The organism is Streptomyces noursei (genome assembly GCF_016917755.1).
Taxonomy (GTDB): domain Bacteria; phylum Actinomycetota; class Actinomycetes; order Streptomycetales; family Streptomycetaceae; genus Streptomyces; species Streptomyces yunnanensis.
The window spans coordinates 7,943,201-7,965,706 of the sequence record NZ_CP070326.1 but is presented as its reverse complement, the minus strand read 5'-3'; the positions used below and the strand labels follow the sequence as shown (position 1 = coordinate 7,965,706).

Genomic DNA, 22,506 nt, shown 5'->3' with positions numbered 1-22,506 from the left:
GGGGCGTCTGTCACGGTCCGGACGGGCCGCTCAACGGCCCGTCACGCCCGGGTGGCCGGGCCCGGCACCGGGAGCGGGTCGGCCGCGCAGGTCGTGTCGGTGGGCGGGAGGTTTCCGTCGGCGAGGTAGCCCTCGACCAGGTTGTCGACGCAGGTGTTGTGGTTCTGGAACTGTCCGTGGTCGCCACCGCCGGCGACCGTCACCAGGCGCGAGGTCGGCAGGGCCCGGTGGTCGCGCAGCGCGCCCTCGTAGTAGGTGGCCGGGTCGTGTACGGAGTTCAGCATGAGGATGGGGGGCAGGCCGCGTCCGGTGACGTGGATGCGCGGTGCGGTGGAGCGCGGCCAGGCGGCGCAGACCGCGGAGTAGGTCAACGAGCGGGCGCCCGCCAGCGGATAGTCGCGCGTGGCGCGGTCGCTCTGTGCGATCAAGTAGGCCGAACTGCGGTTCCAGGGCGTGTCGTTGCAGACGACGGAGAAGAAGTCCGCCGCGAAGCCCGCGTCCATGGGATGCGCCAGCGCCTTGGCGAGGGACTGCTCGGCGGCAGGTGGTGCGGTATCGGGGTGCTCCAGGACGGTCAGGGCGGTGGCGAGGTTCGCGAACCCCGGGTCGGCCCGGTAGATGGCGCTGCCGGTGAGGGCGTCCAGATGGTCGGGGGTGATGGTCGTCCCGCCGAGGACGAGGGGGTGTGCGTGGAGCCTGGCGCGCAGGCGTTCGAAGGTTGCCTTGGCCTGTGCGGGAGTGCGCCCTTGGTGGTACACGCCGTCGTTCTTCGCCAGCCAGGGGAGGAAGTCCTCCTCGAACCGGCGTTGGAAGCTGAGCGGCTGGGACTCCATGAACGACTGCCAGGTGCCGGTGTAGTCGACGTTGCTGTCGAGGACCATGCGCGCCACACGGTGGGGGAACTCGGTCGCGTAGGAGGCACCGAGGACGGTGGCGTAGGACGGACCGTAGTAGGAGATCGTGTCGGTCCCGAGGAGGGAGCGGTAGAGGTCCATGTCGTGGACGGCCTGCTCGGTGGTGATGTACGGCAGCAGGTCGTTCGAATGGCGTTGGCAGTCGCGGACGAAGGCGCGCGCTCGGGCGAACGTCTCGCGGATGGCGTCGGCGGAGCGGTCGCGCTTGTCGCCGGAGAAGTAGCCGTCGACGGCCGACTGGTCGGCGCAGGTGACCTTGCTGCTGCTGCCGACGCCGCGCTGGTCGAAGCCGACGATGTCGTACGTGGCGGCGAGACCGGGTGCGTAGTTCGCCAGACCCGCGGGCCGGGTGAGGCCGGAGGCTCCAGGACCGCCGGCGGCCATCATCAGCACACCGCGCCGCCCGGCGGTATCGGTCGCCCGGTGCCGGGAGACCGCCACGGTCAGGCCCCGGCCCCGTTCCGGATGGTGCCAGTCCCGCGGCACGGCCATGGCCGCGCACTCCAGCGCACCGGAGGCACAGGGCCGCCAGTCGAGATGCTGGTTCAGATAGCGCGCCGGGGTGCGTACGGCGCCTGGCCCGGCGGCGTTCGCGGCCAGGGCGCTGTGCGCCCCCGCGATCGGAAGGGCCCCTGCGGTGAGGAGCACGGACGCGGCGACGGCCGCCCAGCGCGTGGACTTCCCGGTTATGGGCATCGGTTCCCCCTTGAGGAATAGCGGTGCCTCGATACTGGGTCGCGCGGAGCCGGCGAACAATGAAGCCACCTTCCGTACCTGGGGTGGTACCAGTGCCACCCTGCGCCTGAGCCCGTCCGAGTCATCGGGTTCGGGGCGGTGTCGTGCTCACCGGTCGGTCCTCGCGGGGCCCGGCACGACTACCCCCGTTCTGCCTGGCCACACCTCCCGCCCGCGGTGACATCGATCATGGTCAACTCCCGCCCGGCCCCGTACGATTGCCCGCCGCTCCGCACGGGGCGCTGGGCAGTCCTCAGAGGAACGGAAACCATGGCAGTACGAGCAAGGCGCAAGCTGGCGATCTTCGGTACCGCGGGGGCGTTGGCCGCCGCGGTGTTCGCGGGCAGTGCCCTGTGGCCGGGCGGCAGTGAGGCCGAGGCCGTCGGGTCGTCGTCGCGGGTGGCATCGGTGGAGTTGAAGCACTGGCCCGCACCGGTGGCCAAGAAGCTCGGCGAGGTCATCACGGAACACGAACACAAGGGCGCGTACGCGGTCTTCGACGCGGACAACACCACGTACCGCAACGACCTGGAAGAGGCCCTGCTGCCCTTCTTGGAGATGAAGGGCGTCCTGACCCGCAAGACCATGGCGCCTTCCTTGAAGGTCATCCCCTTCAAGGACACGGCGACTCACAAGGAGAGCCTCTACAGCTACTACAACCGGCTGTGCGAGGTCGACGACCAGGTCTGCTACCCCTGGGCGGCGCAGATCTTCTCGGGCTTCACCCTGAAGCAGCTCAAGGGGTACGTGGACGAGCTCTTGGCGTACCGCCAGCCGATCCCCGCCGAGTACTACGTGGACGGGAAGCTCACCAGGACCGAGGTGCAGGCCCCCCGCTTCTACCGGGGCATGCAGGAGCTCTACCAGGCACTGCGCAGGCACGGGGTGGAGGTGTACGTGGTCAGTGCGGCCTCCGAGGACCTGGTGCGCATGGTTCTGAGCGATCCCAAGTACGGGTACGACGTGAAGCCCGAGAACGTCATCGGCGTCTCGATGCTCCTCAAGGACCGCACGACGGGCGACGTCACCAGTGCCCGCAAGGAGATCGCGTCCGGCCGCTTCGACCCGAAGAAGCTCGCCGACCGGGAGCTGACGCCGACCCTGTGGGCCCCGTTGACCTGGTACGAGGGCAAGCCGGCGGCGATCAACACCTACATCGACGAGTGGCGGCAGCCCATCCTCGCGGCGGGCGACACCCCCAAGAGCGACGGCCCGATGCTCTTCCATTCCACGGACGTGCAGCACGGCGGCGTCCGGGTGTGGGTGAACCGCAAGGAGAGCTCCATGAAGGAGCTCGACGCGATGAAGCGCGCCAACGCCAAACGCCAGAAGGAGCTGGGGCAGAAGGTCACCGCGGACAAGCAGTGGTTGACGGTGACGCCCCAGCAGATCGACTGAGTTCTGACGAAGCATCAGTCTCCTTGTGAGCAATGCTTGTTGGGCGCGCACTGAGCGTGTGCTGAGCGCGTCAGTGCCTGAGTGCGGGTACTGAGTGCTGCGTACTGGGCGCCGAGCGCTGTGTGTTGCCCGGGTTCGGTTCGTGCCGGAGGAAGTGCGCCCTCCTCCGGCACGGCCTGGGGCAAGTGCGGCTTGCTCCGGTTCGTCCTGGAAGTGGCGGGCGGTCAGGCATGCGCGGCCCGCAGGGCCCACCGGCCGGCGCGCGGCCGCCCCTCTGCTGGAGACCGCCCGGCCGAAAGTGACCGGGGCGACGACGCGGGAGGGGTTTGTGGCAGCGCTGGATCCGGACGACCCGCAGTCCATCGGCGGATACCAGCTGTTGGGACGGCTGGGCGCCGGCGGCATGGGGCGGGTCTTCCTCGGGCGCTCGCCCGGAGGCCGACAGGTTGCGGTCAAGGTGGTGCACGCCGCACTGGTCGATCAGCCGGACTTCCGTTCCCGGTTCCGCCGGGAAGTGCAGGCCGCGCGCGGTGAGCGGGGCGTTCACCGCGCCGGTGATCGACGCCGACCCGGACGCGCCCCAACCCTGGCTGGTGACCAGTTACCTCTCCGGCCCGTCGCTGGAGCACGCGGTCGCCGACTGGGGACCGATGCCCGCGCCGCGCGTGTTCGCCCTGGCCGCCGGGCTCGCCGAGGCGCTGGGGTCGATCCACGGCGCACAGCTCGTCCACCGCGACCTCAAGCCCTCCAACGTGCTGCTCGCCACGGACGGGCCGCGGGTCATCGACTTCGGGATCGCCCGGGTCGCCGAGGGCAGCTCCCTCACCGTGACCGGGATCGCGCTCGGCTCGCCGGGATTCATGTCGCCGGAGCAGGTGAACGGCGAGGAGATCGGTCCGGCCAGCGACGTCTTCTCCCTCGGCACGGTCCTGGCCTTCGCGGCCACCGGCGGCAACCCCTCCGGCCCCGCCAACTCCCGTACCGCACAACCCTGCAACTCCGGCGCCGGGCATCTCCGCAACCCCCGTGCCGAGTGTTCCTCCGACTCCGGTGCCGAGTGTTCTTCAGACTCCGGCGGCGGGCGCGCTGCCGGCACCCATGCCGGCACAGACCGATGCGCAGCTGCGTCCGGCCGGTACCGCGGGCCGGCGTGGTCCCACCCGCCGTACGCTCCTGATCTCGGCCGTCGCCGTCGCGGCGGCCGTCGCGACCTGTACGGGGCGTTATCGGCCGTGTACTGCATGTCGAGAACGGCCCGGTGGGGCGGTGGTTCAGTGGGGCCGGTGGGGCCGATGGGGCCCGTGGGTAACGTCCGGCCCGGTCCACGTTGGCGTCTGAGGATTCCGTCATTAGTGAGGCGTTATCGGCGCGCTAGTGATCCACGGCAGAGTCGTGTGTGTCCAAGGGCGTTGATTGCGGGCTGCTGGAGCCGTACGGCTCCGTCCGCCCGTTGAACGGGGAGCACGTATGCACGAGGTTGAGAATTCCACGGGAAGGGCGGGACCTGCCGCAGCAGCGGCCCTCCGCCATGCCGCGCTCGCTCAAGGCGTGGGCGGCTGACCGACCCTCTCGTAGGGATACGCGACAGCTGCGTTCTCGGGATGTGCGGCGCCCTCGACGGAGGGGCTGGGGGAGCCGACTGGTCCGCGCCGGGGAGGCGCGGAGGAGCCGGCGACGCGGAGGTCCTACGGGGCCGCCGCCTGCGGATCCGGGGCCCGCTCGTCCGCCGTCCCTCCCTTGGCCTTCCGCTGCTCCACCAGTGCCGCACCGTCGACCTTCCGCTGCGCAATTCCCTTTCCCGGGGCCGGAGCGGCGAGCTCGGCATCCACCTCCCCGCCTTTCCGGGCGTCCCAGCCCCACTTCGCTGGGTGCCCCACAAACCAGAACTCCGAACGACTGCAATGGGGATTGTCATGCGTGCACTGAGCCGCCGGGGCGTGTTGGGACTCGGGATGGGAGCAGCGGCCGCGCTCACCGTGGGCGGCTGCTCGCCCTTCGGATCATCGGCCTCCGACACGGTCGCGGCCAATCCGGGAGGCACGGCGCCGGCCAAGCCGATCGGCGACGGCTCGACCGCGTACACCGGAAAGCAGCCCAACCAGCCGCCCGCCCCGCAGAAGTTGGAGCCGGGCCAGAAGCCGCCGCAGTTCGTCGTCTTCTCCTGGGACGGGGCGGGCGAGGTGGGCAACGGCCTCTTCCCGCGGTTCCGCAAGCTGGCCAGGGACCACAACGCCTCGATGACCTTCTTCCTCTCCGGGCTGTATCTGTTGCCCGAGCAGAAGAAGCGCATGTACCGCCCGCCGAACAACCGCGTCGGCGCGTCCGACATCGGCTACCTCACCGACGACCACATCAAGGCGACGTTGAAGAACGTGCGCGCGGCGTGGTTGGAGGGCCACGAGATCGGTACCCACTTCAACGGGCACTTCTGTGGCACCGGCTCGGGCTCCGTGGCGCACTGGACCCCCGCCCAGTGGAACGACGAGATCGAGCAGGCGATGTCCTTCGTCACCAACTGGCGGACCAACACCGGCTTCACCGACCTCGACCCGCTGCCCTTCGACTACACCAAGGAACTGGTCGGCGGCCGTACGCCGTGTCTGCTCGGCCAGGACAACCTGCTGCCCACGGCCCGCAAGCGTGGCTGGCGGTACGACGCCAGCTCCCCGGGCGGCCGCCAGGTCTGGCCGGTCAAGAAGCAGGGCGTGTGGGACTTCCCGCTCCAGCAGATACCTTTCCCCGGGCACTCCTTCGAGGTGCTCTCGATGGACTACAACATCCTGGCCAACCAGTCCAAGAACTCCACCAAGGCGCCGCCGGCCAACTACCCGGGCTGGCGCAAGCAGGCCACCGAGGCGTACATCGCCGGTTTCCATCGAGCCTACGAGACCAACCGGGCACCCTTCTTCATCGGCAACCACTTCGAGAAGTGGAACGGCGGCATCTACATGGACGCCGTCGAAGAGGCGCTCAAGCACATCGCCGACGACGCGCGCAAGGACGTCCGCCTGGTCTCCTTCCGGCAGCTCTGCGACTGGCTGGACGCCCAGGATCCGCAGGTCCTCGCCGACCTGCGCCGCCTCGGGGTGGGTCAGCGGTTCACCGCAGGTGGGTGACGGCTCCGGGAAGGGGCTCCCCGGGACGGGCCCGCGCACGCGTGCCCGGGGCCGCCCATGAGTGGGACAGGATGCGACCTCCAGGTGCCGCGGCACGCCCATGCCGCCGTCGGCTGGAAAAACGGACGAAATTTTCGGCGGCGGATGTCAAGACGACGGCGGCGGCTCCGACCATGGAGACGAAGGGCCCAGCAGGGGCCCGCGCACCACACGGAGGACGACATGAAGTTCCTGATCAGCATGCACATCAACCCGGCCGTGCTGGACGCGCTGACCGACGAGGAGAAGGCGGCGATCGGCGAGGGGCACGGCGCGTTCATCGAGGCGCTGAAGAAGTCCGGCGAGCTGATCACCACGCAGGCGCTGGTCGACCCGTCGCAGGCAGCCGTGGTGTCCGTACGCAACGGCCAGCCGGTGGTGACCGACGGACCCTTCCTGGAGTCCAAGGAGTACCTGGGGGGCTTCTACCTGATCGACTGCGAGAACAAGCAGCGGGCGATCGAGCTGGCGGCGCAGATCCCGGACACCGCGATCGCCGGCCTCGGGGTCGAGGTGCGGCAGGTGATGTTCGCCGAGGGACAATTGGAGGCATGACCGCACCCGTCATCGAGGACCTGCTGCGCGCGCTCACGCCGCAGGTCCTCGGCGCGTTGGTACGTCGGCACGGCCAGTTCGAGGGGTGTGAGGACGCCGTACAGGAGGCCGTCCTCGCGGCCACCGTGCAGTGGCCGGCCGAGGGCGTGCCCGACAACCCCCGCGGCTGGCTGGTGACCGTGGCCTCCCGGCGGTTCATCGACCAGTTGCGCAGCGAGCACGCGCGCCGCGAGCGGGAGTCGGCGGCGGCCGCCGAAGTGGTGCCCGAGGACGTACCGGATACCGACGACACGCTGGTGCTGCTGTTCCTGTGCTGCCACCCGACGCTGACCGCGGCCTCCCAGACCGCGCTGACGCTCCGGGCGGTCGGCGGCCTGACCACCGCCGAGATCGCCCGCGCGTTCCTGGTGCCGGAAGGCACGATGGCGGCCAGGATCAGCCGGGCCAAGCAGCGGATCAAGGCCGCCGGCAGCTCGTTCCGCCTGCCGGTCGGCGCCGAGCGCGAGGAGCGGCTGCGGGTCGTGCTGCACGTGCTCTACCTGATCTTCAACGAGGGTTACACCGCCTCCTCGGGCAGCGAGCTGCACCGCCCCGACCTCGCCCACGAGGCGATCCGACTGGCCAGGATGGTCCGCGCGCAGCTGCCCGAGGACGGCGAGGCGGCCGGGCTGCTCGCACTGATGCTGCTGACCCACGCCCGCCGGGAGGCCCGGACGACGGCGGGCGGTGACCTGGTGCCGCTGGACGAGCAGGACCGTACCCGGTGGGACCGCGCGCTGATCGACGAGGGCACCGAGCTGGTCAAGGCAGCGCTGGCCGGCCCGGCGCTGGGGCCCTACCAACTGCAGGCCGCCATCGCCGCCACCCACGCCGATGCCGCCACCGCCGAGGAGACCAACTGGCCGCAGGTGCACGCCCTTTACCTGATCCTCGAACGCATCGCGCCCAACCCGATGGTCACCCTCAACCGTGCGATCGCACTCGCCGAGACCAAGGGCCCGCAGGCCGGGCTGGCCCTGCTCGGCACGCTGGACGGTGACGCGCGGATGTCCGGCCATCACCGACTGCTGTCCGTACGGGCGCACCTGCTGGAGAAGGCCGGCGACCCGGCCGCCGCGTACGAGCTGTACCGGCGTGCCGCGAAGGCCACCGCCAGCCTCGCCGAGCAGCGCTACCTGGAATCCCGGGCCGGCCGGGTCAGGACATAGGTTCCGCCCCGGCCCCGCGGCTCTTCCCCGGTGGCTCTTCCCTCGTTGCTCGTCGCCCCTCCCGTCGCTACCGAGCGTTGTTCATGGGCTCGGGATGGTGGGCTCCGAGATCGGTGAGCCGATCTCGGAGGGCCAGCCGGGTCGGAACCGTGCCACGAAGGCATCGAAGTCCGCGCACAGGTACCGAGGGTCTGCCGGCTTCAACCGGATCTGCCGGCCGTCGCGATGGGCCCACCAGTGCGGCGCGGGGCGTGCGGCGCGCGGTGAGTGGTGGTGCGGCGGACTCGCACAACGGAAGGTTGTGCCCCGCGATGGATCGGTTGTTTGCTCCGGGCGGCGCTTCTCGCTTTGATGCCGATGGCCGGTGTGCGGGCGTTCGGATCGACGAGAGTTGCGTGAGACATGACAGGTAGGCGGGCCCTGGGCAGGCGATTCGGGTGGCTGTGGGCGGCGTTCGCGGTCAGCTCCTACGGCACGGGCCTCGGGTTCGGTGCGTTCCCCCTGCTCGCGGTCCTGGTGCTGCACTCCGGTCCGACCGAGGTGGCGGCGCTGTCCGCCGCGGGGCGGGCGGTGGGAGCCGTGGTGGCCGTGCCGCTCGGTCCGTGGGTGGAGTTCCGCCGTAAGCGTCCGGTCATGATCGCGATGGATCTGTGCCGGTTCGCGGCATTGCTGACGGTCCCCGTCGCCTTCGCGCTCGGTTGGCTCGGCTTCGCCCAACTCCTCGTCGTCTCCGTCGTCGTCGCCGCGGCCGACATCGCCTTCAAGGCGGCCAGCGGTGCGTATCTGAAAGCGCTCGTGCCGCCGGCGGACCTGCTGGTCGCCAACAGCCGGTTCGAGTCCACGATGTGGACCGCGACCTCGGTCGGACCACCGCTGGGCGGGGCCGCGGTCGGGATGTTCGGCCCGGTGACGACCGTGGTGGCCGACGCGGTCAGCTATCTGCTCTCGGCACTCGGCCTCCGCGCCATCGGCGGGACCGAGCCGCAGCCGCGCACCGGTGGCGCGCGGCTGCGCGCAGCCGATCTGCTCGAAGGGTGGCGTCACATCCTCAGCCACCCCGTGCTGCGCCCGCTGTTCTTCAACGCGATCGTGGTCAACGGCCTGATCATGGCCTCCGAGCCGCTGATCGCCGTACTCCTGCTGGGCCGCCTCGGGTTCGCACCGTGGCAGTACGGCCTGGTCTTCGCGAGCCCGTGCATCGGTGGTCTCCTCGGCTCACGGCTCTCGCGCCGCCTCGTGCCGCGGTTCGGGCAGCGCAGGGTGCTGCTCACCGCCGGCGCGCTGCGTGCCTGCTGGCCCGTCGGATTGGCGTTCGTCGGGCCCGGTGTCCCCGGGATGGTGCTCATCGTCGTCGTCCAACTCGGCCTGGTGACCTGCATCGGCGTGTTCAACCCGGTGCTGGCCACCTACCGGCTCGAACACACCGCCCCCGACCGGATCGCCCGCACCCTGTCCGCATGGTCGATCAGCAGCAGCACCAGCATCGCCGCCGTGACCATGGTGGGGGGTCTGTTCGCCGCCGCCACCAGCCCCCGCATCGCGATCGCCGGCGCCGGAGTCGCCCTCCTGGCCACGCCACTGCTGCTCCCGCGCCGTGCGAAGGCGCCCCAGGGCGCCGCGGAACAGGCCACCGGCCTGACCTGACGGACCCGATGGGGCGCGGTGCGGCACGGTCCCCCGATGCTCGGTCGGGCGCTGTCGAGGCGCGCCGGGCGACCTGGCCGCGGCGGGCACCTACGGGTGGTAGAGCGCGCGGGCGCGCGTCAGGTCGGCAGCCCCGTCCTGGTCGAGGTGGAAGAAGTGGTTCACCTGCCATGCCTGCGTGCTGCGGGCCTGCCGGTTGGTCGTGGTCACCCAGGGCGGATACACGCGGAATCCGCGCTTCCCACCGGAACCGTCGCGGGAGACGATGCCGCGCTCGCACAGCACCTCGACCGGGAACACGAACTGCCCGAAGCCGTCGGCGTCGTGGCTGCTGATGACGAAGAGGTCCACGCCGTCGTCGGCGTCGAAGGGCCGGATCGGCCCCTCCGCAGACCGCTGCCACACGGTGACGAACTGGCCCACCTTCGTCGGGGTGGTCTTGCCCACGCGGAACCGGACCGAGCGGCCGTCGAGCGTGAAACCGCACGCCGCGTACTCGGCGCTCTCCGGTTCGGGCGCCGGCGGCGAGCAGGCGAAACCGCTCGCGTCGTACACCAACGCCTTCGCCGCCAACAGGTCAGCATGAAGCCCCGCCCACGGCGGCTGATTCGTCACCATGCCCTCATCCTGCCATCGCGACCGCGCGACGCCTGAGCGGCTCCCGCCCCGCGCCCCAGGCACCATCCCGAGCCCGGGAACGCCACCTCTCCCGGTCGCCCGCATCCCATCAACCGGTCCCCGTCACACGAGGTCGACAATCCACCGACGCGGGGCCCGGAGCGGGGATACGCTCGCCCCCATGGACGCCCTGTACCCCCGCCTGCTGGTCGAGGACTTCGACGCCGCAGCGGGTTTCTGGACCGAAGCGCTCCGCGATCTGTTGGGCATCGAGCCCGTCAAGGTGCTGCCCGCTGCCGGCTACGCCAACTGGGACCTGGGCGGCGAGGCCGTCCTCGTGCTGTACGCGCGCACGGCCATCGCCCAGGCGATCGGCACCGGCGACCTGCCGTCGGCCGCGCCCGCGCAGGACTCCGCGATGCTCGTCCTGCGCGTCGACGACGTCGACGCCGCCACGCGCTGCCTGAGCGAGCACGGCGCCGCGGTCCTCGCCGAGCCCCAGGACCGCCCCGACTGGGGCCCCAACCTCCGCACCGCGCACATCAGGACGCCGGACGGCACGCTGGTGGAGTTGCAGTCCTACTAGGCCGTGTCGGTGGCACGACGAGGCGATCGCCGGACAGTAGCGTGCCGGCTCTCGTCTTCGGTGCTGAGGTCTACAGGGTCGTCAGTGACGACCGGAGACTCCGCGAATGGCGGGCCGTCGCTCCCGAGCATGGCTTCCTGCTCCGGGGACAGCGCGCCGTGGAGCGCGGCCCAGTAGTGGCCGCGGCCCCATGAACTGGCGGAAAACGCCGGCACCACGAACAACGAACAGACACCGATCGGCAAGGTGGCGACAGACGATTTTGTCGAGGTGATGATCACCAACGCTCTCAGCCCCATGCACGTCATCGAGGCGCTCGAAGACCTGGTGTCTCCCACCGGCCTCATCGGAGCGATGTCGTCCGGGCAGGGCAGCATCACGAACAACACGACCGCAGGCCGCGAGGTCTACCGGGGAAGCAAAGCGGCCTTGAACATGTTCATGCGCAGTTTCGCGGCCCGCCAGGCCGAGACGCAGCGCGGTTTCGCCCTCCTGGCACCGGGCTGGATCCGCACCGTGCTCGGGGGCCGGACGCGCCGTTCACCGTCGAGGAGAGCGTCCCGCTGCTGGTGGACGTTCTGCTGTCCAAACTGGGCACGCCTGGTCTGGCGTATCTGGACCGCTCGGGTCAGGCAGTGCCCTGGTAAGCCCTGCAGGGCGTCTGTTGCGGACGGCCTGACGACCAGCAGGCACCGTCAGCGGTCTCAGCCTGGGGCCGACCCCAGAGTCGGCCCGGTGGGTCAGTCGGACAGTCCCCGGGCCGCCTTATGTCGCTAGTGCCGATGATCTTCGCCGAGTAGGGTGATCCGCCGGATACCGTCCCAGCTCAGGAAGCGAAGAGTGAGCAGACAGATGCAACCGACGTTCGTACTCGTTCATGGAGCCTTCGCGAACTCCTTCTCCTTCGCGCCGCTCCAGGCCGAACTCGGCCTTCTCGGGCACCGGTCGGTCGCCGTCGACCTGCCCGGCCACGGTTTCGGGGCGACCTACTCGCACGCCTACCAGGCACCCCAGGATCTCGAAGGTCTCGGCGCGGCGCCCGGTTCGCTCCAGGGCGTCACGCTCGCCGACAACGCCAGGCATCTGATCGGGATCCTGGAACGGGCCAAGGAGAACGGGCCGGTGATCCTGGTCTCGCACAGTCGCGGCGGTATCACCGCGACCGCTGCGGCCAACGCACGGCCGGACCTGATCGACCGCATCGTCTACGTCTCCGCCTGGTGCCCGGTCGACCTGGATGCCAACGACTACTACGCCGAGCCGGAGATGGCCACCGTCGACGCGGCTTCGCTGGCCCTGGCCTTGGCCGGCAACCCGGCCGAACTCGGCCTGCTCCGCGTCAACTTCCGCACCGCGGACCGCGACGCCCTCGCGGGGTTCAAGGCGGCCTTCCTCGCCGATGGCACCGACGAGGAGCTCCTGACCTTCCTGAACACCTTCCAGCCCGACGAGAATCTGGACGTCGGCACCTCCGCCGACCGGGCGCAGGCCGCGACCTGGGGCCGCATCCCCAAGACCTTCGTGCGCCTGGCCGACGACGCGAGCCTGCCGCTCGCCCTCCAGGACCGGCTGATCCGCGAGGGCAACGCCCTGACGCCGGACAACCCCTACGACGTCCGCACCCTCGAAGGCAGCCACCTGAAGTGGCTGATCGACCCGGCGCCGGCGGCCCGCGTCCTCGGGGAACTCGCCGCGCTCACGGTCGAGTCGGCCCCCTGCTGAGCGGCGCCGGATGAGCGGCGTCGGCGATGCGACGGTGCGGTCACGGTGATGGTGGCGGTGGCGAGGCGCGCGCATCCGCGCCCGTCATGACGGGTCGCCACCGCGCCGTGGACGGTTCAGAGTTCGCCGGCTCTCCACAGGGCTTCCTCGGCGGCCAGTTCGGCCGGGTCCGGCGTCCGCTGGCGGATCGCCTCCAGCCAGGTGGGGACGAGCTCGCCGAGGGCCGTGAGGTGTGCGGTGTCGAGGTGACGGACCTGCCCCAGCAGCGCGAGGAGACCGGCCGCGGCCGGATCGTCCGCGTCGCAGGTGGGACAGAGGGCGGTCTCCTTGAAGCCGGTGACGGCGGCTCCGGCCCGGTTCTCCCAGCAGTGCCGATAGCGGGCGCTCAGGAGCACTGCCGCTCCGCAGCGTTGGCAGGGCGGGAGTGCGGCGGTCCGCACGTCGACGAGGTGCACATGGCCGGTGGTGGAGGTCATGCCAGGCCCGCCCAGGCTTCGGCGCCGAACGTGCCCTTGATGTCGGAGGCGATGGTGGCGGCGTTCACGGTGGCCCGCAGGGCGTAGACGGTGGTCCTTCGAGTGGTGCGGACGCTGAGGTGGACCGGTGTGTCACCGGGGTGTGCGATGAGGATCCGGGTGAGTTCGGCGACGGACCGGGTGGTGATCCGGTGGGCGGGGAGAGCGAGACGGACCGGCGGCCTGCCGCCGTGTTCGGCCGCGGAGACATCGAGCACACCGAGCTCCTTGCCGTGGAGGTTCAGGGCGCCGTCGCGGTCCTCGATCCGGCCCCGGACGGTGATGACGTTGTCCTCGGCCAGTGCGGGCTGGACGAGTTGGTAGACGGCGGGGAAGAGGAGGACGTCGAGGCTGGCGTCGCGGTCGGCGAGGGTGATGATCGCCCAGGGACTGCCCTTCTTGGTCACCTTGTGCTGGAGATTGGCGATCAGGCCGCTCAGCCGCACCTCCCCGGTGGTGCGGCCGGAGGCGAGGAGGTCGGCGACGGAGCAGTCGCGGGCGGCGGCGAGGAGGTGTTCGGCGCCGTCCAGGGGGTGCGCGGAGACGTAGAGGCCCAGCATCTCCCGTTCGGTGGAGAGCAGTTGCCGGCGTGGCCACTCGGTGTCGTCGAGGGGGAGGTCGAGGCCGAAGGCGGGCGGGGCGTCGTCCGCGGTGGCGAGATCGGCGAAGAGGTCGTGCTGGCCGAAGCCGGCGGCCTTCTTCACCGGGATGACCGCGTCGATGGCGGCCTCGTGCGCGGCGGTGAGGCCCTTGCGGGTGTGGCCCAGGGAGTCGAAGGCTCCCGCCTTGATCAGGGATTCGACGGCCCGTTTGTTGAGGGCGGGCAGCTCGACCTTGTGCAGGAAGTCGGCGAACGACGTGAAGCGCCCCTTGTGGCGCCGGGCGTCGACGACGGCCTCGATGACGCTGTCGCCGACATTGCGCACGGAACGCAGCCCGAACCGGACGTCGTCGCCGACGGCGGTGAACTCGGTGGTCGAGGCGTTGACGTCGGGCGGCAGGACGCGGACGCGGTTGCGACGGGCATCGGCAAGGTAGAGAGCGGCCTTGTCCTTGTCGTCGCCGACCGAGGTGAGCAGGGCGGCCATGAACTCGGCCGGGTAGTTGGCCTTGAGGTAGGCGGTCCAGTACGAGACCAGGCCGTAGCCGGCGGTGTGGGACTTGTTGAAGGCGTAGCCGGAGAACGGCAGCATCACGTCCCACAGGGCCTTGATCGCCTCGTCGGAGTAACCGTTGGCCTGCATACCGGTCTGGAACCTCTCCCACTCGGCGGCCAGGACCTCCGGTTTCTTCTTTCCCATCGCGCGGCGCAGCATGTCGGCGCCGCCCAGGGTGTAGCCGGCCAACTGGCGGGCGATGGCCATGATCTGCTCCTGATAGACGAGCAGATGGTGGGTGGAGCCGAGGATCGGGTCCAGCGCCTGCCGGAGTTCCGGGTGGATCGGGGTGGGGTCCTGTTTGCCGTTCTGGCGCAGTGCGTAGTTGGTGTGGGCGTTGGCGGCCATCGGGCCGGGTCGGTACAGGGCGTTGGCCGCGGCGATGTCCTCGAACCGGGTGGGCTCCATCAGCTTGAGCAGGGCGCGCATGCCGCCGCTGTCCAGTTGGAAGACGCCCAGGGTGTTGGCCTCGGCCAGCAGGCGGTAGGTCCTGGCGTCGTCGAGGGGGATGACGACGTCGGACGTGTCCGGCGTGTCGGGGGCCACGGTGGCCAGGCGGATGCCGCGGTTGGCGCGGATGTTCTCGATGGCGTGGTCGATCACGCCCAGGTTGCGCAGCCCGAGGAAGTCCATCTTGATCAGGCCCATCGCCTCGCACGACGGGTAGTCGAATCCGGTGATCCGCGCGCCGTCGGCGGCCCGCATGTGCAGGGGGATGCGGTCGGTGAGCCTGGTCTTGGACAGGATCACCGCGGCGGCGTGCACCCCGGTGCCGCGGGTGAGGCCCTCCACCCCGCGCGCGGTGTCGATCACCCGCTGCACGTCCGGCTCGCGCTCGTACATCTGCCGGATCTCGGCGGCCTCCGCATACCGGGGGTGGGACGGGTCGAAGATCGCGCCGAGCGGGGCGGACTTGCCGTTCTGGTCGGGCGGCAGCGCCTTGGTGATCCGCTCGCCGTGCGCGTACGGGTAGCCCAGGATGCGCGAGGAGTCCTTGATCGCGTTCTTGGCCTTGATCTTGCCGAAGGTGTTCACCAGGGCCGTGTACTCGTCGCCGTACTTCTCGATGACGTAGCGGACCATGCGGTCGCGCTGGCGGTCGTCGAAGTCGAGGTCGACGTCCGGGGGGTTGATGCGTTCGGGGTTGAGGAACCGTTCGAACAGCAGGCCGTGCTCCAACGGGCACAGCTCGGTGATGCGCGTGGCGTAGGCGACGATGGATCCGGTGGCCGAGCCGCGCCCCGGCCCGAGGGGGATCCTGCTGTCGCGGGCGAACCGGCAGATGTCCGCCACCACCAGGAAGTAGGGGCTGAAGCCCATCGGGCCGATGACCGCCATCTCGGTCTCGAAGCGGTCCAGGACGTGCTGCGGGACCGGGGCGCCGTAGCGGGCCGCCAGGCCCTTGAGCACCTCCTTGCGCAACCACGACTCCTGGGTCTCCCCGTCGGGCACGTCCGGATACTGGGGCATCTCGTCGACGTGGTCGAAGACGTCGCCGTACGGCTCGATCCGCTCGGCGATCAACAGCGTGTTGTCACACGCCTGCGGCAGCTCGGCGAAGAGGGCGCGCATCTGCGCGGGCGACTTGAGGTAGTAGCCGGAGCCGTTGAAGCGGAAGCGGCCCGGGGCGTCCTTGTTCTTGCCGACGCCGATGCACAGCAGGTTGTCGTGGGCGTCGGCCTGGTCCTCGGTGACGTAGTGCGCGTCGTTGGTGGCCAGCAGCGGGATGTCCAACTCCCGGGCCAGGCGCAGCAGTCCGTCGCGGACGTCCCGCTCGATGGCCAGGCCGTGGTCCATCAGCTCCAGGAAGTAGTTCTCCCGGCCGAAGATGTCCTGGTAGGCCGCGGCGGCGGCCCTCGCCTCGGCGTACTGCTCCAGCCGCAGCCGGGTCTGGATCTCCCCGGAGGGGCAGCCGGTCGTGGCGATGATGCCCTCCGGCCGCTCGGCGATCAGCTCACGGTCCATCCGCGGCTTGCCCGCCGGGAACTGCCCCTGGTAGCTGGCCTGTGTGCCGAGCCAGAACAGGTTCCGCAGGCCCCGCGCGGTCCGCGCCCACATGGTCATGTGCGTGAAACGTCCGCCGCCGGAGACGTCCTTGGAGCCCTCGCCGTCGTCGCCCACGGCGCGGCGCCCGCCCGGGCCCCAGAACTCCCGCTTGCGGGCGAACCGGGACGAGGGCGCCACATACGCCTCGATCCCGATGATCGGCCTGATGCCGTCGAAGTCCTTCGCGACCTGCGCGAACTCATAGGCCCCGAACATGTTCCCGTGGTCGCTCATGGCGATCGCGGGCATCCCCTGTCGCGCCACTTCCCCGAACATCGGCCGCAGCTTCTGGGCGCCGTCCAGCATCGAGTACTCGGTGTGGTTGTGCAGGTGCACAAAGGAATCGGGCACGGGTGTGCCACCTCCAATGACGGAACTGACAGGGCGGGGGCCCCACCGGGGCGGTGGTGCCGCGAGGGTGGCCTCGCCGAGGGCCGGGGCTGACCCGGTGCGGACGCTGCGGGCCGGCACGGGCCTGCGCCCATGGGGGAGAGCAGCTGTGTGGCCGGGCGCCGGCAAGCAGCTGCCGCACCCGCTCGCGCCTCGGCAAGGACAACCATCCGTTGACCCAGGTCATCTAAGTCAGCTCGAATCAGCGGATCAAACAACCGGAAAGCCGGCGAGCCCCAACCATTCCTTGTACCAGTAGGCTGCTTCGCGTGGACCTCAACGCTGTGCGTACCTTCGTCGCGGTCGCGGACACCGGCCAGTTCCAGAAGACCGCCGCCGACCTCTCACTCACCCAGCAGGCCGTCTCCAAGCGCATCGCCACGCTGGAGCAGGAGCTCGGCGTGCGACTCTTCGACCGCACCGCGCGCGGTGTCGGCCTCACCATCGACGGCCAGGCGTTCCTTCCGCACGCCCGCGCCCTGCTGCGGGCCGAAGAGCGCGCGGCCGCATCCGTGCGCCCGGGAAGCCGGGCCTTGCGCGTCGACGTCATCGGCCGCCGGGTCGGCCCGGCCGGGCTGCTGCGGGAGTTCCACCGCGCGAACCCCGAGCGGGAGCTCGACGTGGTGACCCTCTTCGACGTCGATCGAGCCATCGCGGCCCTCCAGGCAGGCACCATCGACGTCACCTTCCGCGCCGTCACCATGCCGGGCGGCCAGCTTCCCGAGGGCATCGAGAGCGTCCCGGTCTTCGACGAGGCCCTGCAGTTGTGCGTCGGCCCGGCACACCCCCTCGCCAACGCCAGTGCCGTCACCCCCGGCCAACTCGCCGGACAGCGCATCTGGATGCCGGGCAACGTCCCGGGCACCGAATGGGCCGCCTACTACGACGCGTTCGCCGACACCTTCGGCGTCACCATCGACACCATCGGCCCCAACTTCGGCGTCGAGGCACTCCTTGAGGCCATCGCCGCCTCCGACTCGTTGGGCACCTTCTTCGGCGAACGGACTCCGCTTGTCTGGCCCGTCGGCCAGGACCTACGGCGCATTCCCATGCGCGAGCCCACCCCGGTCTATCCGCACTCCCTGCTCTGGCGCACCGACGATCCGCACCCCACGCTCGCCGCCCTCCGCGACTACCTCGCCGCCGTACGCCCCCACAGCCCCGACACACCGACCTGGGTACCGACATGGGCGCAGCACGCCCGTCGCGGCGCTACGACCGGCCACGAGAGCCCGGACACGACCTAGCCGTGTCGCCGCCACCAGCGGGCCCGGCCAAGAGGCGAAGGCCGGGACGCCTCGGATGCCTTCCGCGCATCCGAGGCGTCCCGACCGGAGGGGGTGTTGGGGACTGCCCTAGCTCTTCGGCGTGCCCGGGAGGTCCTTGATGAACACGATCCCGTCGATTCCGGTCAGATGGGACGGGTCAAGCGGGGCGTAGCCGAAGTAGGGGGACACGCGGGGCGCGGGCCGCGGGTCGCCGAGGGCGGCGGCCAGATGGGGGGCGTCGACGATGTAGCGGTCCTCCGGGAGTGCGTACAGGCGCCCTTCGACGGTGTCCGGCGGCGGGGTGTCCACGCCCTGGTGCCGGATGGTGCCGAGGGCCGTGGCGATGAAGGCGTACCCGTCGCCGAGCCGGGCGTTGACCAACGCACCGGCGCTCCACCACTCCACCGGTCCCTGCCACATCTGCATCGAGCTCTTCTCCCGCTGGAGATGGGAGTTGTGGGCGTGGAGGAGTGCCGGGCCCTGTGCGGCGAGGGCCAGGAGGTTGTGGGCCATCATCAGATCCCGCAGCGCGCAGAGCCGGGTCATGCGCATCGGTGAGGTGTCGGCCATCCGGAAGTGGTAGCGCAGCAGACCGGTCGCGGTGCGCCCGTACAGGCACGCGCGGTCCCAGTCGTCCCGCGGGGCCGCCGCGATCAGGTGCGGAGCCTGCTCGTCGAGCAGTGCCACCAGATCGTCGGCGAGCAGCCGCAACTCCCTTGCCTCGGCCGACTGTCCCATCGACTGGGCCGGGTCCATCATCGCCGCGGAATCGGTCCACCGGTCGTCGGCGCCGAGCAGGCGGTCGAGCGTCTCCGCGGTGCAGGGAAGCAGGTCCGCGTCCACCCGGGCCGCGAGGTAGTCGTGCAGTGCGGTGAGGGCCTGTCGGGGGCTCGCGGCGCCGGTGATCTCCAGCGGGCCGTCGAAACCGGCGAAGCGGAGCTGTTCGGACGCGGGCCGGCCGTCGTTGTACGCCCGCATCCACCGCACGAGCTCGCGATTGGCCGCGGACGCGCCGAACCCGTGGCTGAAGCCGCGCTCCATGACGTCGTCGAGGGTGCCCGTGCCCGAGGTGACGTAGTCGTCCACGACCAGGCCCATCAGGCAGTCGCTCTCGATGGCGATCGTCCGGTAGCCCTCCTGCTCGACGAGCTGTCGGAAGAGTTCGTTGCGGATGTCGAGCAGCGTGTCCTCGCCGTGGGTGGGCTCACCGAGGGCGAGCAGCCGCGGTCGGGTCGGGAGCAGCCGCATGACGGCGGCGGCATCGACGGCATGGGTGGTGTCTGTGATGTCGGTAGCCATGCCTTCGACGGTATCGTTGAAACTTCGGTTGAGACTTTTCCCGGAGAGCTACGGCCAGATGGGGGAGAACCTTCAAAAGGGCTCGCGGATCAGGCTGGCGATCCGACGGGCTTGCAGAGATCGGACGACTGGCCGGTGCACTGCCGTGCGTGGGTCGTCGGCGGGGGAGGGGCCTCCCCACCCGCGCCGTCGTCGGCGCACAGTCCCACCCCGTGGCGCTCCGGATCGACCCCGGCTGTCCGCGCCGTGAACGGCTCGCTCTCGCTGACGAGTTGGCCCTTCAGTCGCTGACGAGTCGGCCCTTCAGCGAGAGCGTCACCTGTCCCGAACGCGTCTCGGCCGTGATCACTTCAGCGGTGATCCGTTGGCCCGCTTCGACGACCTCCGAGGGATGGTCGATCCGCGACCACGTCAGGTCCGGCACCCGGACGAAGCCGGTGCACAGGCCGTCGGGCTCGCCATCGAGGTGGACGAAGGCCCCGAAGTCGTGAACACCGGCGACGACCTGGCCTGGTTCCTTCGCGAGGAGGAAGGACCGCAGGGCCGGTATCTCGCAGGCCCTGGCGGAGAGGTGAAGCTCGCCCCCGCCCCACCGCCCGATCTCCTCGGCGTCGATCTCCTGGCCGACCTCGAAGAGTTCCGACGGGTTCGCCACGTGGCGCATCGACACTTCATGGCGAGAGATCCGACCGCACTCGGCATGCTCCTGCGCGACGCCCACGAGCTCCACCAGCACGCCCGCCGCATCGAACCCGATGACCCGCACCCTTCGCACGGGGCCCGGTCGGAGCTGGTCGAGCAGGGACTCCAGGCGCGGGTCACGATCCGGTTCGGGCATGGCGGGGAGCCTCCTCAGGCGTGTCCGGCGGGTCGGCGTTCGGACAGGTCAGGGTTTCCAGGGGAGGCGGAGGGCTTCGAGTCCGGGGGTGCCGAGGAGGGCTTCGATCAACGGGGTGGGGCCTGCGACCTTGGTGCCGTGGAGGTCGTAGTGGGTGTAGGTGGCCCAAGTCCGGTCCACAGGCCAGATGTTGGAAGGGCTGTAGGCCCTCAGGTCGGGATGGTGGTAGAGGGCGTGGGCGTCACCCAGGCGGCCGGTGAGCACCGTGGGGACGTGGTAGTAGAACATGTTCCGGCAGAAGTGGACCAGGCAGCGGGTATCCGGGCCGTCCGGGCTGTACTCGACCAGCGCGTCGATCAGCTGGTGCCAGGTTTCCCAGTCGAGGCTGCCCTCGTTCGACCACAGGATGTTGTCCGGCTTCCATTCCCTCCCAGTGCGGCATGAGTGCAGCTGGTAGCGGTCGGGGTAGGAGCCTTCCTCGACGATCGGGTCGCCGACCCGTTCGGCCAGCTCGGACCAGCGCAGGCGCCGCCAGTGGGGCCTTGGGGAGACGGCCCAGTCCGTTTCGTCTTCGTCGTCCCCGTCACCGGTGCCTGCCGTGCCGGCCGCGGTTTCTGCGTTGGCCGGTGTGGCCGGGTGCCGCAGGTCCTCGTACATGGCGTGCAGGATCCAGGCACTGTCGGGGAGAGCCGGCGGTTCGAAGCCGAGGAGGCCGTCGTCGCCGGACAGCTCGGCCAGCCAGCGCGTCTCGGCCTCGGCGGAAACGCGCGTCCAGTTGGCGAACGCCGTGGCCTCCTCGGGGGTCAGGACCTGCACCGCCCTCGCGGCCTTGTCTTCCGCGAGGATGCCCCGCAGCACGGGGGCACATGGCGTATGTCGGGAAAACCGTAGATGTCTTGCATGTAGCCATTCTTACAAACCCTGAATCCGCTCGGAGACACTGTCGGTGACCCGGACTGTGGGGACCGACGAGGCCGCCAAGCCCGGCACCCCGTCCGGCGGGTCCTCCTCCGAGGACATCCCCCGGGTGAAGCATGCGTGCTCGCGCCGAAGCGCTTGCAGGTGGCCATCGCGGGAATCCAGGCAGAGTTCGTCGCCGGTGCCGACTGGAGCCGTTCCTCCATCACGGTCACCAACACCTCCGACAAGGCGATGGAGCGCGTCCGGCCGGCGCCGTACATCTCCTCGGCCGAGATCGTCGACCGGCCGTACGAGGAGTTGGAGGCGCAGTTCCGCAATCCCGTGAACGGAAAGTGGCTGACCTTCGAAGACGCCACGATCGACAGCGAGTTCACCGGACTCCCGGTGGCCGCGCACAGCACCGTCACACTGCCGCTGGGCATCCGTGCGATCGGCTCGGCCAAGCCCGGTGCCGGTTACGCGATCATCGAGGGATCGTTCCACAACAAGGATGGCTCCTGCGGCGACTCCAACCACGAGGAGTACGACTTCACGATCCTGCCGGCGCACCGTAAGCCCGAGCAGCCAGGCAATCCAGGCAATCCGGGTAAGCCCAGTGAGAGCGCGCAGCCCGGCGGTGGCGCGAGCGGCGGTTCCACGCCGCAGGGCAGCCAGACGCCGCAGGGGAGCGTCAACGAGGCGGCGGTCAAGGGCAATCTGGCCGAGACCGGCTCGTCCTAGGCACTGCCGACGATCGCCATGGTGGGCGGCGTGGCGATGGCCGTCGGAGCCGGCGCGATCATCAGCGTGGGCCGGGTCCCGACGTACGGGGCCCGGCCCCGGCCACCCCAACGGCTCCTAGCCGGCCGGCGCGGCGCTTCAGTCCTGCGGCACCAGCTTGCCCCGTTTGAGATGCAGGACCTCGTCGCAGGCGTTCGCGACCTCCTTGGAGTGGGTCACCACGATCACGCATTTGCCGTCGTCGTGGGCCAGTTTCCGAAAGACCTCGATGATTCCGGCGGCCGTCTCGTGATCCAGGCTGCCGGTCGGCTCGTCCGCGAAGAGGATGTCGACCTCGCACGCCAGCGCGCGGGCGATGGCGACCCGCTGCTGCTGGCCGCCGGAGAGCTGCAGGGTGCGCCGGGTGCGGTCGGCCGGTTCGATGCCGAGCAGATCAAGCAGTTCGTGGGCGCGTTCCCTCCTGCGCACCCCTCGCACGCCGGTGATCTCCATGGCGGAGGTGACGTTCTGGACGGCGTTCATGTAGGTGAGCAGGTTCAGGGACTGGAACACGGTGGCCGCGTGCCGGTTGCGATAGGTGCCGAGGCCCAGCTCCGCGATGTCGCGGCCGTGGAAGCGGACACTGCCGGTGGTGGGCGAGTCCAGTCCGCTCGCCAGGGACAGCAGGGTCGTCTTGCCGGATCCGGAGGGGCCCACGATCGCATACATGCGGCCGGACTCGAAGGCGTACGAAACGGACTTGAGGACGGTGCGGCGACGGTTGCCGCCGCTGTAGGTGCGGGTCAGATCCGTGAGTGCGAGGAGGGGAGTGGTCACG

At 70.2% G+C, this 22,506-nt stretch carries 19 protein-coding genes and 2 pseudogenes; 11 read left to right on the top strand and 10 right to left on the bottom strand.

Annotated elements, in window-relative coordinates; translation table 11 throughout:
* Nucleotides 1-41: 41 nt before the first annotated feature.
* The gene (locus tag JNO44_RS34830) at nt 42-1,610 is read right to left on the bottom strand and encodes an alpha/beta hydrolase (protein ID WP_205367956.1); all 1,569 of its coding nucleotides are present in this window, start codon (nt 1,608-1,610) and stop codon (nt 42-44) included.
* A gap of 309 nt (nt 1,611-1,919) precedes the next feature.
* Here JNO44_RS34830 and JNO44_RS34825 point away from each other — a divergent pair, with 309 nt between their 5' ends.
* Complete coding sequence (locus JNO44_RS34825) at nt 1,920-3,047, top strand: HAD family hydrolase (protein ID WP_240167800.1); 1,128 nt, start codon at nt 1,920-1,922, stop codon at nt 3,045-3,047.
* Nucleotides 3,048-3,375: 328 nt separating this feature from the next.
* A pseudogene (locus JNO44_RS34820) lies at nt 3,376-4,012 on the top strand (serine/threonine-protein kinase); the annotation flags it as partial.
* A gap of 720 nt (nt 4,013-4,732) precedes the next feature.
* Here JNO44_RS34820 and JNO44_RS34815 read toward each other — a convergent pair.
* Entirely contained in the window at nt 4,733-4,876 is a 144-nt protein-coding gene (locus JNO44_RS34815; RefSeq protein WP_205367955.1) for a hypothetical protein, read from the bottom strand.
* Nucleotides 4,877-4,960: 84 nt separating this feature from the next.
* Between JNO44_RS34815 and JNO44_RS34810 the strand changes: the two genes are divergently transcribed.
* From JNO44_RS34810 to JNO44_RS34795, 4 genes are all read left to right on the top strand, one after another.
* Nucleotides 4,961-6,163, top strand: coding sequence for a polysaccharide deacetylase family protein (locus JNO44_RS34810; protein ID WP_205367954.1), 1,203 nt, complete (start codon nt 4,961-4,963; stop codon nt 6,161-6,163).
* A gap of 222 nt (nt 6,164-6,385) precedes the next feature.
* Nucleotides 6,386-6,757, top strand: coding sequence for a YciI family protein (locus tag JNO44_RS34805; RefSeq protein WP_039629176.1), 372 nt, complete (start codon nt 6,386-6,388; stop codon nt 6,755-6,757).
* Nucleotides 6,754-7,965, top strand: coding sequence for an RNA polymerase sigma factor (locus JNO44_RS34800; RefSeq protein ID WP_205367953.1), 1,212 nt, complete (start codon nt 6,754-6,756; stop codon nt 7,963-7,965). Before JNO44_RS34805 ends, JNO44_RS34800 begins: the two co-directional genes overlap by 4 nt.
* A 402-nt stretch (nt 7,966-8,367) precedes the next feature.
* Nucleotides 8,368-9,609, top strand: coding sequence for an MFS transporter (locus tag JNO44_RS34795; RefSeq protein WP_205367951.1), 1,242 nt, complete (start codon nt 8,368-8,370; stop codon nt 9,607-9,609).
* Between the two features lie 90 nt (nt 9,610-9,699).
* Here the strand turns inward: JNO44_RS34795 and JNO44_RS34790 are convergent, their stop codons facing one another.
* A complete protein-coding gene (locus tag JNO44_RS34790; protein WP_205367950.1) occupies nt 9,700-10,227 on the bottom strand; it encodes a MepB family protein in 528 nt (175 codons plus the stop codon).
* Nucleotides 10,228-10,408: 181 nt separating this feature from the next.
* Here JNO44_RS34790 and JNO44_RS34785 point away from each other — a divergent pair, with 181 nt between their 5' ends.
* Nucleotides 10,409-10,813: a VOC family protein gene (locus tag JNO44_RS34785; RefSeq protein ID WP_205367949.1), complete on the top strand. Its 405-nt coding sequence runs from the start codon at nt 10,409-10,411 to the stop codon at nt 10,811-10,813.
* Here JNO44_RS34785 and JNO44_RS34780 read toward each other — a convergent pair.
* On the bottom strand, nt 10,810-11,097 hold the full coding sequence (locus tag JNO44_RS34780; protein WP_205371461.1) for a hypothetical protein: 288 nt from the start codon (nt 11,095-11,097) through the stop codon (nt 10,810-10,812). The two genes, JNO44_RS34785 and JNO44_RS34780, sit on opposite strands and share 4 nt — an antisense overlap.
* Here JNO44_RS34780 and JNO44_RS34775 point away from each other — a divergent pair.
* Nucleotides 11,018-11,460, top strand: a pseudogene (locus JNO44_RS34775) (SDR family oxidoreductase); the annotation flags it as partial. The gene JNO44_RS34780 and the pseudogene JNO44_RS34775 sit on opposite strands and share 80 nt — an antisense overlap.
* Before the next feature lie 205 nt (nt 11,461-11,665).
* Nucleotides 11,666-12,535: an alpha/beta hydrolase gene (locus JNO44_RS34770; protein ID WP_205371056.1), complete on the top strand. Its 870-nt coding sequence runs from the start codon at nt 11,666-11,668 to the stop codon at nt 12,533-12,535.
* Nucleotides 12,536-12,651: 116 nt separating this feature from the next.
* On the opposite strand, the gene JNO44_RS34765 is transcribed toward JNO44_RS34770, so the two are convergent.
* Together JNO44_RS34765 and dnaE are read right to left on the bottom strand one after the other, a co-directional pair.
* Nucleotides 12,652-13,011 carry a DUF6300 family protein gene (locus JNO44_RS34765; RefSeq protein ID WP_205367948.1) on the bottom strand — a complete coding sequence of 120 codons (360 nt, stop codon included), beginning with the start codon at nt 13,009-13,011 and terminating at the stop codon, nt 12,652-12,654.
* Complete coding sequence (gene dnaE, locus JNO44_RS34760) at nt 13,008-16,604, bottom strand: DNA polymerase III subunit alpha (protein ID WP_205367947.1); 3,597 nt, start codon at nt 16,602-16,604, stop codon at nt 13,008-13,010. The genes JNO44_RS34765 and dnaE overlap by 4 nt, the downstream gene beginning before the upstream one ends.
* A 308-nt stretch (nt 16,605-16,912) precedes the next feature.
* Here dnaE and JNO44_RS34755 point away from each other — a divergent pair, with 308 nt between their 5' ends.
* Entirely contained in the window at nt 16,913-17,890 is a 978-nt protein-coding gene (locus JNO44_RS34755) for a LysR family transcriptional regulator (RefSeq protein WP_205367946.1), read from the top strand.
* Nucleotides 17,891-17,998: 108 nt separating this feature from the next.
* On the opposite strand, the gene JNO44_RS34750 is transcribed toward JNO44_RS34755, so the two are convergent.
* The 3 genes from JNO44_RS34750 to JNO44_RS34740 all read right to left on the bottom strand — a co-directional run bounded on the left by JNO44_RS34750 (nt 17,999) and on the right by JNO44_RS34740 (nt 20,906).
* Entirely contained in the window at nt 17,999-19,210 is a 1,212-nt protein-coding gene (locus JNO44_RS34750) for an erythromycin esterase family protein (protein WP_205367945.1), read from the bottom strand.
* A 280-nt stretch (nt 19,211-19,490) separates the two neighbouring features.
* Entirely contained in the window at nt 19,491-20,048 is a 558-nt protein-coding gene (locus JNO44_RS34745) for a S1 RNA-binding domain-containing protein (protein ID WP_240167799.1), read from the bottom strand.
* A gap of 48 nt (nt 20,049-20,096) precedes the next feature.
* Entirely contained in the window at nt 20,097-20,906 is an 810-nt protein-coding gene (locus JNO44_RS34740; RefSeq protein WP_240167798.1) for a hypothetical protein, read from the bottom strand.
* Nucleotides 20,907-21,086: 180 nt separating this feature from the next.
* On the opposite strand from JNO44_RS34740, the gene JNO44_RS34735 reads away from it, so the two are divergent.
* Nucleotides 21,087-21,689 carry a hypothetical protein gene (locus tag JNO44_RS34735; protein WP_240167797.1) on the top strand — a complete coding sequence of 201 codons (603 nt, stop codon included), beginning with the start codon at nt 21,087-21,089 and terminating at the stop codon, nt 21,687-21,689.
* A gap of 138 nt (nt 21,690-21,827) precedes the next feature.
* On the opposite strand, the gene JNO44_RS34730 is transcribed toward JNO44_RS34735, so the two are convergent.
* Nucleotides 21,828-22,505, bottom strand: coding sequence for an ABC transporter ATP-binding protein (locus JNO44_RS34730; RefSeq protein WP_205367944.1), 678 nt, complete (start codon nt 22,503-22,505; stop codon nt 21,828-21,830).
* Nucleotide 22,506: the final 1 nt, after the last annotated feature.

Excerpts from the sequence above, each read along its gene's own strand:
- JNO44_RS34830 (WP_205367956.1), bottom strand. The coding sequence starts at position 1,610 with ATGCCCATAACCGGGAAGTCCACGCGCTGGGCGGCCGTCGCCGCGTCC.
- JNO44_RS34825 (WP_240167800.1), top strand. The coding sequence starts at position 1,920 with ATGGCAGTACGAGCAAGGCGCAAGCTGGCGATCTTCGGTACCGCGGGG.
- JNO44_RS34810 (WP_205367954.1), top strand. The coding sequence starts at position 4,961 with ATGCGTGCACTGAGCCGCCGGGGCGTGTTGGGACTCGGGATGGGAGCA.
- JNO44_RS34805 (WP_039629176.1), top strand. The coding sequence starts at position 6,386 with ATGAAGTTCCTGATCAGCATGCACATCAACCCGGCCGTGCTGGACGCG.
- JNO44_RS34800 (WP_205367953.1), top strand. The coding sequence starts at position 6,754 with ATGACCGCACCCGTCATCGAGGACCTGCTGCGCGCGCTCACGCCGCAG.
- JNO44_RS34795 (WP_205367951.1), top strand. The coding sequence starts at position 8,368 with ATGACAGGTAGGCGGGCCCTGGGCAGGCGATTCGGGTGGCTGTGGGCG.
- JNO44_RS34790 (WP_205367950.1), bottom strand. The coding sequence starts at position 10,227 with ATGGTGACGAATCAGCCGCCGTGGGCGGGGCTTCATGCTGACCTGTTG.
- JNO44_RS34785 (WP_205367949.1), top strand. The coding sequence starts at position 10,409 with ATGGACGCCCTGTACCCCCGCCTGCTGGTCGAGGACTTCGACGCCGCA.
- JNO44_RS34770 (WP_205371056.1), top strand. The coding sequence starts at position 11,666 with ATGCAACCGACGTTCGTACTCGTTCATGGAGCCTTCGCGAACTCCTTC.
- JNO44_RS34765 (WP_205367948.1), bottom strand. The coding sequence starts at position 13,011 with ATGACCTCCACCACCGGCCATGTGCACCTCGTCGACGTGCGGACCGCC.
- JNO44_RS34750 (WP_205367945.1), bottom strand. The coding sequence starts at position 19,210 with ATGGCTACCGACATCACAGACACCACCCATGCCGTCGATGCCGCCGCC.
- JNO44_RS34745 (WP_240167799.1), bottom strand. The coding sequence starts at position 20,048 with ATGCCCGAACCGGATCGTGACCCGCGCCTGGAGTCCCTGCTCGACCAG.